11 protein-coding genes are annotated in these 12,134 nt (G+C 63.6%); 6 read left to right on the top strand and 5 right to left on the bottom strand.

Annotated elements, in window-relative coordinates; translation table 11 throughout:
* Positions 1–283 precede the first annotated feature (283 nt).
* A complete protein-coding gene (locus WIN67_RS21240; protein WP_339070013.1) occupies positions 284–1,111 on the top strand; it encodes a class I SAM-dependent methyltransferase in 828 nt (275 codons plus the stop codon).
* 431 nt (positions 1,112–1,542) lie between these two features.
* Here the strand turns inward: WIN67_RS21240 and WIN67_RS21245 are convergent, their stop codons facing one another.
* From WIN67_RS21245 to WIN67_RS21260, 4 genes are all read right to left on the bottom strand, one after another.
* Positions 1,543–1,767 carry an MbtH family protein gene (locus WIN67_RS21245; protein WP_016965112.1) on the bottom strand — a complete coding sequence of 75 codons (225 nt, stop codon included), beginning with the start codon at positions 1,765–1,767 and terminating at the stop codon, positions 1,543–1,545.
* 82 nt (positions 1,768–1,849) lie between these two features.
* Positions 1,850–3,262 carry an aspartate aminotransferase family protein gene (locus tag WIN67_RS21250; RefSeq protein ID WP_102880391.1) on the bottom strand — a complete coding sequence of 471 codons (1,413 nt, stop codon included), beginning with the start codon at positions 3,260–3,262 and terminating at the stop codon, positions 1,850–1,852.
* Positions 3,263–3,590: 328 nt separating this feature from the next.
* Positions 3,591–4,916: an ATP-binding protein gene (locus WIN67_RS21255; protein WP_102880392.1), complete on the bottom strand. Its 1,326-nt coding sequence runs from the start codon at positions 4,914–4,916 to the stop codon at positions 3,591–3,593.
* Positions 4,917–5,594 (bottom strand): response regulator, encoded by a 678-nt coding sequence (locus WIN67_RS21260; RefSeq protein ID WP_102880393.1) that lies wholly within the window; start codon positions 5,592–5,594, stop codon positions 4,917–4,919.
* A 154-nt stretch (positions 5,595–5,748) separates the two neighbouring features.
* On the opposite strand from WIN67_RS21260, the gene dsbD reads away from it, so the two are divergent.
* From dsbD to dsbG, 3 genes are read left to right on the top strand one after another with little or no spacing between them, the layout of a single operon-like run.
* The gene (gene dsbD / locus WIN67_RS21265; RefSeq protein WP_306407900.1) at positions 5,749–7,494 is read left to right on the top strand and encodes a protein-disulfide reductase DsbD; all 1,746 of its coding nucleotides are present in this window, start codon (positions 5,749–5,751) and stop codon (positions 7,492–7,494) included.
* Positions 7,494–8,357, top strand: coding sequence for a TlpA disulfide reductase family protein (locus WIN67_RS21270; RefSeq protein ID WP_102880395.1), 864 nt, complete (start codon positions 7,494–7,496; stop codon positions 8,355–8,357). Before dsbD ends, WIN67_RS21270 begins: the two co-directional genes overlap by 1 nt.
* On the top strand, positions 8,333–9,100 hold the full coding sequence (gene dsbG, locus WIN67_RS21275; protein ID WP_339070014.1) for a thiol:disulfide interchange protein DsbG: 768 nt from the start codon (positions 8,333–8,335) through the stop codon (positions 9,098–9,100). Before WIN67_RS21270 ends, dsbG begins: the two co-directional genes overlap by 25 nt.
* 208 nt (positions 9,101–9,308) lie before the next feature.
* Here dsbG and WIN67_RS21280 read toward each other — a convergent pair whose 3' ends face one another.
* Positions 9,309–10,121 carry an alpha/beta fold hydrolase gene (locus WIN67_RS21280; RefSeq protein ID WP_339070015.1) on the bottom strand — a complete coding sequence of 271 codons (813 nt, stop codon included), beginning with the start codon at positions 10,119–10,121 and terminating at the stop codon, positions 9,309–9,311.
* A 466-nt stretch (positions 10,122–10,587) separates the two neighbouring features.
* Here WIN67_RS21280 and WIN67_RS21285 point away from each other — a divergent pair, with 466 nt between their 5' ends.
* Positions 10,588–11,118, top strand: a complete 531-nt coding sequence (locus tag WIN67_RS21285) for a fimbrial protein (RefSeq protein ID WP_339070016.1) — start codon at positions 10,588–10,590, stop codon at positions 11,116–11,118.
* Positions 11,119–11,351: 233 nt separating this feature from the next.
* A complete protein-coding gene (locus WIN67_RS21290) occupies positions 11,352–12,113 on the top strand; it encodes a molecular chaperone (RefSeq protein WP_339070017.1) in 762 nt (253 codons plus the stop codon).
* The last annotated feature ends 21 nt before the right edge of the window (positions 12,114–12,134 follow it).

Consider the following 12,134-nt stretch of genomic DNA (forward strand, 5'->3'; position numbering starts at 1 on the left):
GCCATGGCTCAGCAGCGGCTACAGCACCCATCTCGATCCGGGCTTTTGTAGCCGCTGCCGCAGGCTGCGAACGGTCTGGGCGACACTCCGGCGCAGGGACGCGGCGCTCGACAGCAATCGCCAAGCAAGGTCCTGCGGACCTTTGCGCAGCTTCGCCATGGCTCAGCAGCGGCTACAGTCGGGGTCGGGGGACCGGGACCGCTTACATATTTGCTCAAGATCGCGGTCATTTCCCGGTGCTAGTCTGCGCGTCGCAACAATGCCCAGACAGGAAGACCAGGCCATGAGCGACTACCTGACACTCAACAAGACCAATTGGGACGAACGCGCGCCCTTGCACGCGGCCTCGGCGGATTACGCGGTGCAGCGCTTTGTCGACGACCCGCAATTTCTCTCCGAAGTCGTGCAGTTCGACCGCCCTCTCTTGGGCGACATCCAGGGCCTGCGCGGCGTGCATCTGCAATGCCATATCGGCACCGACACCCTGTCCCTGGCGCGCCTGGGCGCGCGGATGAGCGGGTTGGATTTTTCCTCGGCCTCCCTGGCTGAAGCCCGGACCCTGGCCCAACGCTGCAATACGCCTATCGACTACCACGAGTCGGACGTGTTCGCGGCCACCGACGTACTGCCCCGCGGCGAATTCGATCTGGTCTACACCGGCATCGGCGCGCTGTGCTGGCTGCCGAGCATCGAGCGCTGGGCACAGACCGTCGGCGCCCTGCTCAAGCCCGGTGGCCGGCTGTTTATCCGCGAGGGGCATCCAATGCTCTGGGCCCTGGATGAAGAACAGCGCGATTCGCTGCAAGTGGCGTTTCCCTACTTCGAACGCAGCGAGCCGCTGGTCTGGGACGAGGACACCACCTACGTGGAAACCGAGAGCAGCCTCAAGGCCACGGTGACCCACGAGTGGAATCACGGCCTGGGTGAAATCATCAGCGCCTTGCTGGCCCAAGGCCTGGAAATCACCGGACTGGTGGAACACCAGAGCATTCCCTGGGAGGCCCTGCCCGGGCAAATGGTCGTTGATGAACGCGGCGAATGGCGACTCAAGGAAGCGCCATGGCGCCTGCCACTGAGCTACACCCTGCAAGCCGTCAAGCGCCTGGCCTGATCGCCGGGCATGAAAAACCCGGCAAGCTCAAGACGCCAGCGCCTTTGTAGCCGCTGCCGCAGGCTGCGAACGGCTCCGCAGGAGGCGCTGCTCTTGAGAACGCAAAAGGTCCTGCGGCCCTTTGCGCAGCTTCGCCGTGGCTCAGCAGCGGCTACACAACAATCTCGATCCGGTTTTTTGTAGCCGCTGCCGCAGGCTGCGAACGGCTCCGCAGGAGGCGCTGCTCTTGAGAACGCTGAAGGGCCTGCGGCCCTTTGCGCAGCTTCGCCGTGGCTCAGCAGCGGCTACACAACAATCTCGACCCGGTTTTTTGTAGCCGCTGCCGCAGGCTGCGAACGGCTCCGCAGGAGGCGCTGCTCTTGAGAACGCTGAAGGGACTGCGGCCCTTTGCGCAGCCTCGCAGGCTCGGCAGCGGCTACAGGTCTTGCAGATCAGCCGGCCACGGCCTGCTGGTCCATCTTCTGGCGCAGGCTCAGGGGCCGCATGTCGGTCCAGACTTCTTCGATGTAGGCCAGGCACTCTTTCTTGAAGCCGCTCTTGCCCACGGTGCGCCAGCCCTGGGGCACGGCCTTGTAGTCGGGCCAGATCGAGTATTGCTCTTCGTGGTTGACCACTACCTGGAACAGGATGTCCTCACGGTCGAATACTGAAGTCATTGCTTGTCTCCGTCGTTAATAAGGTGTGCCGCGCCCCAGGCGTGGCAGTTGTGTAGAAGGAACGAACCAGGGCCGCGAAAAATTAAAGACTGGCCACCGCGGCGGCCACTGCCTTGCTGAAGATGTCCGCCACCTGATCGATCTGCGCCGCGCTGATGATCAGCGGCGGCAGGAAGCGCACCACGCTGCCATGGCGCCCGCCCAGTTCAAGGATCAGGCCGCGCTTGAGGCATTCACGCTGCACCAGCGGCGCCAGGCGCAAATGTTGCGGCGGATGGCCCTGGGCATCCGGGGCGCCAGCCGGGTCCACCAGCTCGACGCCAAGCATCAGGCCACGGCCACGGACATCCCCCAGTTGCGGGAAGTCCCGCTGCAGGATCAGCAGGTGCTCGCGCAAGCGCTCGCCCATCGCCGCTGCATGCTCGGGCAGCCGGTGCTGCTTGAGGTAGCGCATCACCGCGGAACCGGTGGCCATGGCCATCTGATTGCCACGGAAGGTCCCGGCGTGTGCCCCCGGCTGCCAGGTGTCGAGCCAGTCGCGATAGACCATCACCGCCAGCGGCAGGCTGCCGCCGATGGCCTTGGACATCACCACCACATCGGGAATGATCCCGGCGTGCTCGAAGGCGAACATCTTGCCGGTGCGACCGAAGCCGCTCTGGATTTCATCGACGATCAGCGCCACCCCGGCCTGCTCGGTGATGCGCCGCAACCCTCGCAGCCAATCCAGGTCCGCCGGAATCACCCCGCCCTCGCCCTGCACCGCCTCGACGATGACCGCCGCTGGCAGGGCCACGCCCGCTTCAGGATCGCTCAGCAGGTTTTCCAGGTAATGCAGGTTGACCTTGACCCCCTCGGCGCCCCCCAGCCCGAACGGGCAGCGGTAGTCATAGGGAAAGGGCAGGAACTGCACACCATTGTTCAAGAGTCCCGCCAACGCACGCTTGGGCCCCAGACTGCCCATCAGGCTCAGGGCGCCCTGGCTCATGCCGTGGTAACCGCCCTGGAACGACAGCACGGTGCTGCGTCCAGTGGCGGTGCGCACCAGCTTCAGCGCGGCCTCCACGGCATCAGTGCCGGTGGGGCCGCAGAACTGGATCTTGGCTTCGGCGGCCAGGGCCTCGGGCAACAGGCCGAACAGGTCCTGGACGAACTGATCCTTGACCGGGGTGGTCAGGTCCAGGGTCAACAGCGGCAGTTCATCGGCCAGCACCTGCTGGATCGCAGCGATCACCACCGGGTGGTTGTGGCCCAGGGCCAGGGTCCCGGCCCCGGCCAGGCAATCGATGAAACGCCGGCCTTCGACATCCTCGACATGAATGCCACTGGCCCGCTTCAGGGCCAGGGGAATGCGCCGCGGATAGCTGCGGGCATTGGATTCCTGACGGCTCTGACGGGCCAGCAGGGGCGACTCCTCGAACTGGTAAAGCGCCTCGGCCGGGGCGGGAGCAAGGCCCACCGGCTGATCGTCCATAAGGCTGGTAACGGCTGACATGTCTCGAACCCTCGCGCTGCAATTTGAGCAAAACGACCACCGGCCGGATGCGCAGCCCAAGCGCGGGTGCGCACTGACAGGTTTTCCTGTTCTAAAAACGCATCAGCGCGGTCGGGATTTACACCCCAGGACGAGGAAATTGCACATACCGCCCCGTGGGAGCCAACTTACTGGCGAAGGCGATCTCAGGGGCCTCTTCTCTGGCAAGCCAGCTTCTGCGGCGGGCAGGGGGGAACGTACAAGGCACTGTAGGAGCCAGCTTGCTGGCGAAGGCGGCCTCAAGGGCCTCTTCGCTGGCAAGCCAGCGCCTACAGGGGACGGTGATGGGTCAGGCGCGGTGGGCAGGCAGGGTCAGCTCGACCCGCAGGCCATCAGGAAGACTGTCGAAGTGCAGCTCGCAAGCGCAACGCTGGACAATGGCCTGGACAATCGCCAGGCCCAGACCGCACCCGGTGCTCTGGCTGTTGCGCCAGAAACGCTGGGTCAGGTGTTGCAGGTCTTCCTGGGCAATCCCCGGGCCATGATCACGCACCTGGAAACGCAGGCGACCGGCCACCAGCTCCAGGTTCAACTCCACCGGGCAGTCTTGCGGGGTGTGGCGCAGGGCGTTGTCCAACAGGTTGCGCAAGGCGGCAATCGCCAGGGTCGAGGGCATGGCCACCGGGGCCTCGGCGGTGTGCTCTCCCAGGTGCACCTTGACCCGCTGCCGGGCGCCCACGGCGGCATCCTGGATTGCCAGGCGAACCACTTGCTCGGCATTGCAGTGCACGCCGTCATCAAACGACAGGCTGCCCTCGACCCGAGCCAGCAACAGCAGTTGCTCCAGGGTCCGGTGCAGGCGGTCGGCGCCCTCCTCGGCCCGGGCCAGGGATTGATCCCGGGCCGCGCCGTCGGTCATGCGCGCCACCTGCAGGTGGGTCTTGATCGCGGTCAGCGGGCTGCGCAGTTCATGGGCGGCATCGCCAGTCAGACGGCGTTCGCGCTCGATGGTCTTGGCGATGCGCTGGAACAGCTGGTTCTGGGTGTCCACCAGCGGCCGCAATTCGCTGGGCATGGGCCGGATCTGCAACGGCTCCAGGGAGTCAGCGCTGCGGCGCATCAGCGCGTCGCGAATCCGGTTCAGCGGCGCCAGGCTCTGGCCGATGCCCAGCCACAACAGCCACAGACAGCCCAGCAAGGCCACGCCCACCGGCACCGAAGCGGCCAGCAGCACCGACATGTTCAGCGCCTCGCGTTCCACCTGGCGGTCGGCGGTGGTGATGCGCAGATCACCGCGCACCAGGGTGAAGGTGCGCCAGGGCGCGCCGTCGATCATCTGGTCGTGAAAGCCCAGCTTCTCGGCTTCCAGGGTGTGCTCCGGAGTGCTGTGGCTGCGGGCCAGGACCTGCCCGCGCAGGGAGCTGACCTGACAGGCCATGCCCCCGGGAATGGTCAAAGCCGCGCTGGCAATCGGATGGGCATGGGTGTCGGAGGGCAGCGCCGGCATCTGTTCCAGTAGACCCGCCACCATGCGCGCCGAAGCCACCAGCCGCTGATCCAGGGAAAACATCATCTGATTGCGCAGATCGCTGAGCATCCAGGCCGCGGCCAGGGTCCAGATCAGAATGAAGGCGGCGCCCAGGGTCACGCTCAGGCGCAGGCGCAGGCTCCTCACTTAGGACTGCTCCTGGCCATCGGCCGGCCCCAGGCGATAACCCAGGCCGCGCACCGTCTCGACGATGCCGTTGCCCAGTTTGCGCCGCAGGTGGTGGATGTGCACGTTGAGGGCGTTACTTTCCAGTTCGTCGTTGAACCCGTAGACGCTGTCCTTGAGCTGTTCGCTGGACAGCACCCGGCCGCGGTTGTGCAGCAGGGCCTGAAGCAGCGCCTGCTCGCGCCGGGACAGATCCACCGGCTCGCCGCCCAGGCGGGTTTCCCGGGTGCTGGGGTCGTAGGTCAGGCGTCCGTGCTCGATCAGGTTGACGCTGCGCCCCGCCACCCGGCGCAACAGGGTATGCAGACGCGCCGCCAACTCCCGCAGGTCGAACGGCTTGAGCAAGTAATCGTCGGCCCCGGCCTGCAGGCCGTCGACCCGATCGGTCACCGAATCGCGGGCGGTGAGGATCAGCACCGGAATCTCCAGGCCCTGCTGGCGCTGTTGCTTGAGCAACTTCAAACCATCTTCATCCGGCAGGCCCAAGTCCAGTACCATCACGTCGAAATCGGCCACGCCGAGCATGGCCCGCGCCGCCGAGGCGGAGGCCACATGCTCGACCGTCAGGCCCTGGGCCGTGAGGCCGGCGACTATTCCGCTGGCAATCAGCTCATCATCTTCACAGACAAGTACGTGCATGGTCGGTCCTGTAACAAAGGCGTTGATTAGACAGGCGGCGGATTAAGCGGACATTATGCCCGCCACCGCCGTGCAACAACCCAAGTATGGTTAATCATCGGTTAATCAGGACCCGCCATTGTGCATCCCACTTGCACCGGTTTAAGGCTTGACCATGCGTCGATTGCTCATTTTGCTGTTTATGCTGTTCACCACCCTGGCAGAAGCCAGCAACAATCCGTTCGAGGTCAAGCCCGACTTCCTGCCGGTGGACAAGGCCTTCACCTTCACCTCCGAGCGCCTGCCTTCCGGAGAAACCCAGCTGTTCTGGCAGATTGCCGACGGCTACTACCTGTACCAGAAACGCCTGAAGTTCGATGGCCTGGCCCAGGAGCATCAGCCGACGCTGCCGGACGGCGAACACCACAGCGACGAATTCTTCGGCGAGCAGACCGTGTATCGCCAGGGCCTGGAAGTGAAGCTGCCGCCTGCCGCCAGCGGCAAGGTCAAGCTGGGCTGGCAGGGCTGCGCCGACGCCGGCCTGTGCTACCCGCCGCAAACCCTGGAACTCGACCTGGGTGGTGCGCCCGCCGCCAGCAGCCCGGCCGCCGCCGGCCCTGGCACAGCCCAGGACCAACTGCTGGCCAACGACCTGCAACAAAAATCCTGGGGCCTGGGCCTGCTGGCCTTCTTCGGTTTCGGCCTGCTGCTGGCCTTCGCCCCTTGCTCACTGCCGATGCTGCCGATCCTCGCGGGGATCGTTGTCGGCAGCGGCGCCAGCCCGCGCCGGGGCTTGGCCCTGGCCTCCAGCTACGTGCTGTGCATGGCCCTGGTGTATGCCGGCATGGGGGTGATCGCCGCCCTGCTGGGCAGCAACCTGCAGGCCTGGTTGCAACAGCCCTGGGTGCTGGGCAGCTTTGCCGCGCTGTTCGTGCTGCTGGCGCTGCCGATGTTCGGCTTCTTTGAATTGCAAATGCCCGCGTTTCTGCGCGACCGCCTGGAAGGCGCCAGCCGCCAGCGCCAGGGCGGCAGCCTGATCGGCTGTGGCGCTCTCGGCGCCCTGTCGGCGCTGTTGGTAGGTCCGTGCATGACCGCGCCCCTGGCCGGTGGCCTGCTGTACATCGCCCAGACCGGCAATGCCCTGTTTGGCGGCCTGGCGCTGTTCGCCCTGGGCCTGGGCATTGGCCTGCCGCTGCTGTTGCTGGTGACCGTGGGCAACCGCTTCCTGCCCAAGCCGGGGCCGTGGATGAACCTGCTCAAGGGCGTGTTCGGCTTCCTGTTCCTGGGCACCGCCATCTATATGTTGCGCCCGGTGCTCGACACCAGCCTGTGGATCGGTCTGTGGGGCGCCCTGGCCCTGGTACTGGCCTATTGCGCCTGGCAGCAACGCGCCATCGCCGGGCGCCTACTGCACCTGTTTGGCGCCGCCGCCGTGCTGTTTGGCCTGTGGGGCAGCGTGCTGCTGGTGGGCGCCGCTGGTGGCAGCGATGACCTGTGGCGACCGCTGAAGGTCTACAGCGGTGGCAGCGTGGCCAGCAGCGCCACGGCCCACGATGCCTTCACCACTGTCAAGTCGCCTGCGGAACTGCAACGTGCCCTGGACAGCGCCCAGGCCCAGGGCCAATGGGTGCTGCTGGACTACTACGCCGACTGGTGCGTGTCCTGCAAGATCATGGAGAAAACCGTGTTCGGCCAGCCCCAAGTCCTCGACGCCCTGAAGGACGTGCGCCTGCTGCGCCTGGACGTCACCCATGACAACGCCGACGGCCGCGAACTGCTCAGCCGCTACAAAGTGCCCGGCCCACCCAGTTTCCTGTGGATCGGCCCGGATGGCAGCGAGCGCCGCAGCCAGCGCATCACCGGCGAAGTCGATGCCACGGCCTTCCTGCAACGCTGGACTCAGACCCGGGAAGCCCGTTGATGCTGACCTTTACCATCGGCACCTTCGCCATCGCCCTCAACCACCTGCTGCTGATCAGTGCCCTGGCCCTGGCCACCCTGGTGGGCTGGCGGGTGGCCAAGCGCGGCGGCGACAACCCGGAATCGGTGCTGTTCATGCTGTTCCTGCTGGGCATGCTCGCGGCGCGGATCTGCTTCGTCATCGCTTACTGGAAGCACTACCAGCACAACCTGTGGCTGATCATCGACCTGCGCGACGGCGGCTTCCTGGCCTGGCCGGGGGTCATCATCATGCTTCTGGCAGCCCTGGCCTGGGGCTGGAAACGCCCACCGCTGCGCCGCCCGCTGGGCGCCGGTATCGCCAGCGGCCTGGCCTTCTGGCTGCTGGCCAGCCTGTCCCTGACGCTCTACGACCAGGGCACCCGCCTGCCGGAAATGCCCCTGCGCAATGCCACCGGCGACACCGTGCAGCTCACCGACTACCAGGGTGGGCCACTGGTGATCAACCTCTGGGCCACCTGGTGCCCGCCGTGCCGGCGAGAAATGCCGGTCCTGGAGCGCGCCCAGCAGCAACGTCCGGACCTGACCTTCCTGTTCGTCAACCAGGGTGAAAGCATGCAAAGCGTGGCCACCTTCCTCGCCACCCAGGAACTGAACCTGAACAACGTGCTGTTCGACAGCGGCGGCCGCCTGGGCCAGGCCGTGGGCTCCATGGCCCTGCCCACTACACTGTTCTACAGCGCCGACGGCCGTCTGCTGAGCAGTCACCTGGGTGAACTCTCGGAAGCCAGCCTGGCCCGTGCCCTGGAAAACTTCGACGACGCCCATCCGACCCCGGTCGCCCCTGCAAGGAAACTGCCATGCCCTTCATCCGCCACCTGCTGAGCCTGTCCTTGGGCGCAGCCCTGCTCAGCGCGCCGCTGCTGCACGCCGAAGAACTGCCCGCGCCGATCCGCAAGATCGAAGAAAAAGGCGCCAAGATCCTCGGCAGCTTCGATGCCCCGGATGGCCTCAAGGGCTACGCCGCGCAGTACCAGAACCGAGGCATGGCCCTGTACCTGACCCCGGACGGCAAGCACGTGCTGCTGGGCAACCTGTACGACGCCGACGGCAAGGACCTCAGCGCCGAGCCGCTGCAGAAACTGGTCTACGCACCGATGGCCAAGGAAGTCTGGAACAACCTGGACAAGAGCAACTGGATCGCTGACGGCAAGGCCGATGCGCCGCGCATCGTCTACCTGTTCAGCGACCCCAACTGCCCCTACTGCAACATGTTCTGGCAACAGGCGCGGCCCTGGGTGAACGCCGGCAAGGTGCAACTGCGGCACATCATGGTGGGCATCATCCGCGAAGACAGCCCGGGCAAATCCGCCGCCCTGCTGGCCGCCAAGGACCCGCAACAGGCCCTGCAGGACCACGAGAAAGCCGGCAAGGCCAGCGCCCTGAAACCCCTGGCGAGCATTCCAGCGGCGGTGCAGGCCAAGCTCGACGCCAACATGAAACTGATGGAAGAGCTGGAGCTGTCGGCGACCCCGGCGATCTTCTACCTCGACGACAAGGGCGAGTTGCAACAACAGCAAGGCGCCCCGGCCCCGGGCAAGCTGCCGCAGATTCTCGGCCCGAAATAACCCCGCCCCCGTAGGAGCCGGCTTGCCGGCGAAAGCGTCTGTCAGGCTGGCGCCCGGCTTGCGGGCCTCTTCGCTGGCAAGCCAGCTCCTACAACGCGTATCCCCACCCGTAGGAGCCAGCTTGCCGGTGAAAACGTCCGTCAGGCTGGCGTCCGGCTTGCGGGTCTCTTCGCTGGCAAGCCAGCTCCTACAAAGGAAGAATCGGGCTTCAACCGTGGCGCTGTAAAAACGCCAACAAGGCCCGGGTCACGAACTCCGGGTTCTCACGGCTGGAGATATGCCCCGCCTCAGGCACCAACTGATACGGGCAGCCGATGCGCTCGGCCATCTCGATGGTTTCCGCAGGTGGCCGCGGCTGGTCCTGATCACCACACAGCAGCAAGGTATTGCGCCCATCCAGGCGTTCCAGCTGATCCAGAACATTCGCCCGACTGAAGGTGATGCGCCCCATGGGGATCACGCTCGCGCGCAAACGCTCGGTCGGCAGCGCCGCGAGGCTGGCGCGAAAATCCTGGAACAGCGCCGACTGCCGATCAATACCCGGACGGAAGAAGATCGGCACCACGATATCCAGCAGCGGCTCGGCGATCAGGCCGCTGTCCTCAATCTGCTGGAACAGGGAAAAGTAGTACTGCCGGGTCGGCTCAGGCTCGGCGCCCAGGTAAGTGTCCATCAGCACCAGACCGTCGATGCGCTGCGGCGCCGCCAGGGCCATACGGGCGCCCCACATGCCGCCCACCGACAAGCCCACCAACGTCACCCGCTCAATGTGCAAATGGTCGAGCAAGGCCAGCATCTGCCGCGCCACATCGTCCAGCGACGCGGTGCCTTGCGGCAACGGCCCGGACTGGCCATGGCCCCACAGGTCCACGGCAATCACCCGGTACTGCGCCGACAACGCCTCGATCTGCGGCGCCCACATGCCGGTGTCCCACAAATAACTGCCGGCCAGAAGCACCACGGGGCCGTACCCCTGGTCGAGATAGTGCAGCGTTTGACCATCGAGGGTGGCAAAGGGCATTGGGCAATTCCTGAACGAGGATGACAAAAAAGGTCCGGCAGACTGTTAGGCGCAACAGGCTCAGTCAATCACTCCCTACCAAAAAAACGTTTCAGGAAGTACCGGGAAGCAGAATCCACAACCGCCGTCCCCTGAAAACCTAGCGCTGCCGCGACCTGTTCATGCGATGCAACAACAAAGCAGATCAGACCGCCCTCAATGACTTATCCCGGACCCGGAAAATGGGCTGAACAGTCCGGCCAGACGTTGTGCAGGGGCTGTTCCGCGAAAACCAGGCTCAAGCACTGCCGAGGTTAAAACTTGCAGCGAAGTAGGAAAAAAGTTGATCCGGCTTTCTCTAGTCATTGTTTTATTTTGACTTTAGGAAAATTCTCAAACCTATATCAATACATGCTTGTTAGCATCTAACCATTACAGCTGATCCACCAAAGTACTGATGCCCCCCACATAAAGGACTAAATAGCACATGCAATTCAAGACAGCTTTACTCGCTCTCGGCATCATTGGCATGCCGGGGCTGGCCATGGCATCCAACACCATCAAGTTCCAGGGACTAGTTAACACTTCGACCTGTTCGGTTACGGTAAACAACACTGCCACCGCAATAGTAGTACTGCCCACAGTTTCAGCCGCTGCTCTGGGCACTACCGGCGCTACCGCTGGGGAGACCAACTTCACCGTCGGTGTTTCAGGTTGCGTTTCCGATCCCGCCGACAAAGTGCTGAAGGTCGGTTTTGTCGGTAACAACGTCAACGCCACAGGCCACATGATGAACACGGGCACGGCTACCAACGTCGAACTGGTGGTATCGAGCCTGTCCAACGGCACCATCCTCAACCTCAGCAACTGGACCTCGCAGACTGCGGCCGATGGCATCACATTACTGGCCGGCAGCACCTCTGCCGAACGTGACTACTTCGTGCGCTACTACGCCACGGGTGCTACCACAGTGGGTACCGTTGCAGGGTCCATGCAATATTCCATCAGTTATCCGTAACACGCATTGGCAACTTGTGCCAAGCACTGTCCCTGGATAAAAAAGCAACAATCGCCATCAATAGGATCGCTATCTTATTGATGGCCATTAATTCCCTCGCAAAATGAAAGTTACATTTCAAATGTACAGCGTACTTGCTACGACCCTGAATACCTTGCCATGCACTTTCTCAATTGATGTGCCTGTGTCGAACCTGACGACATTGTTTGCAACATCCAGATAAGGTCAATGTCATGACGATACAACACCGCCTTTTGAACAGGACCATGAGATTATTCATTCAGGGCATACTTCTTAGTTATTGTGCCCTGATACTTCCTGCATCAGCCAGCGTGATCGTGCAGGCAACGCGAATTATCTATCCGGCCGATGCCAGAGAAGTCAGCCTGCAACTGAGCAATTCGGATGCGCACCCCAACCTCATCCAGGTCTGGGCGGACATCGACAACCCGCAATCGGACCCAGAAAATGCCGACGCGCCATTTATCATCACGCCGCCTATTTTTCGTATGGAGCCAAAATCCGGTCAGACCGTGCGGATCATGCTCACCGCTGAGCGTTTGCCTCAGGATCGCGAGTCGGTATTTTACCTGAACACCCTGCAAATACCGCCAAAATCCGCCGAATACGATGCTCAGAACCGCCTTCAACTGACGCTGCGCAACCGCCTGAAGCTGTTTTATCGCCCCAACCAGATCGCCGGAAAACCCAGCGACATCGAATCCCAGCTGAGTTTTCACATCACCCAGCAAGGTCGGGATTGGTTGATAACCGCGTACAACCCTACCGGTTATTTCGCCACGCTGATGGCAGGGCAGGTACTGACTGAAAAACACGCAGTAGCCCTCCCAATCGAAATGCTGGCCCCGTTCAGCAAGGCCGAATGGCGCCTGGTCAATGCCGGGACCCTGCCAAGTGGCCCGTTGCGCATCAGGGCGGCCCTGGTCAACGATTTCGGCGGACAAGTCCTTCGCGAGTATGGAGTCACTCGCTGAGATGAGCCGCTTTTTGTGCTT

Origin of the sequence: Pseudomonas idahonensis (genome assembly GCF_037903935.1) — a bacterium.
GTDB classification, from domain to species: Bacteria; Pseudomonadota; Gammaproteobacteria; order Pseudomonadales; family Pseudomonadaceae; genus Aquipseudomonas; species Aquipseudomonas danubii.

Bases quoted from the DNA above. Each gene is read 5' to 3' on its own strand.
- WIN67_RS21290 (WP_339070017.1), top strand. From the start codon at position 11,352: ATGACGATACAACACCGCCTTTTGAACAGGACCATGAGATTATTCATT.
- WIN67_RS21250 (WP_102880391.1), bottom strand. From the start codon at position 3,262: ATGTCAGCCGTTACCAGCCTTATGGACGATCAGCCGGTGGGCCTTGCT.
- WIN67_RS21245 (WP_016965112.1), bottom strand. From the start codon at position 1,767: ATGACTTCAGTATTCGACCGTGAGGACATCCTGTTCCAGGTAGTGGTC.
- WIN67_RS21260 (WP_102880393.1), bottom strand. From the start codon at position 5,594: ATGCACGTACTTGTCTGTGAAGATGATGAGCTGATTGCCAGCGGAATA.
- WIN67_RS21280 (WP_339070015.1), bottom strand. From the start codon at position 10,121: ATGCCCTTTGCCACCCTCGATGGTCAAACGCTGCACTATCTCGACCAG.
- dsbG (WP_339070014.1), top strand. From the start codon at position 8,333: ATGCCCTTCATCCGCCACCTGCTGAGCCTGTCCTTGGGCGCAGCCCTG.
- WIN67_RS21240 (WP_339070013.1), top strand. From the start codon at position 284: ATGAGCGACTACCTGACACTCAACAAGACCAATTGGGACGAACGCGCG.
- WIN67_RS21285 (WP_339070016.1), top strand. From the start codon at position 10,588: ATGCAATTCAAGACAGCTTTACTCGCTCTCGGCATCATTGGCATGCCG.
- WIN67_RS21270 (WP_102880395.1), top strand. From the start codon at position 7,494: ATGCTGACCTTTACCATCGGCACCTTCGCCATCGCCCTCAACCACCTG.
- dsbD (WP_306407900.1), top strand. From the start codon at position 5,749: ATGCGTCGATTGCTCATTTTGCTGTTTATGCTGTTCACCACCCTGGCA.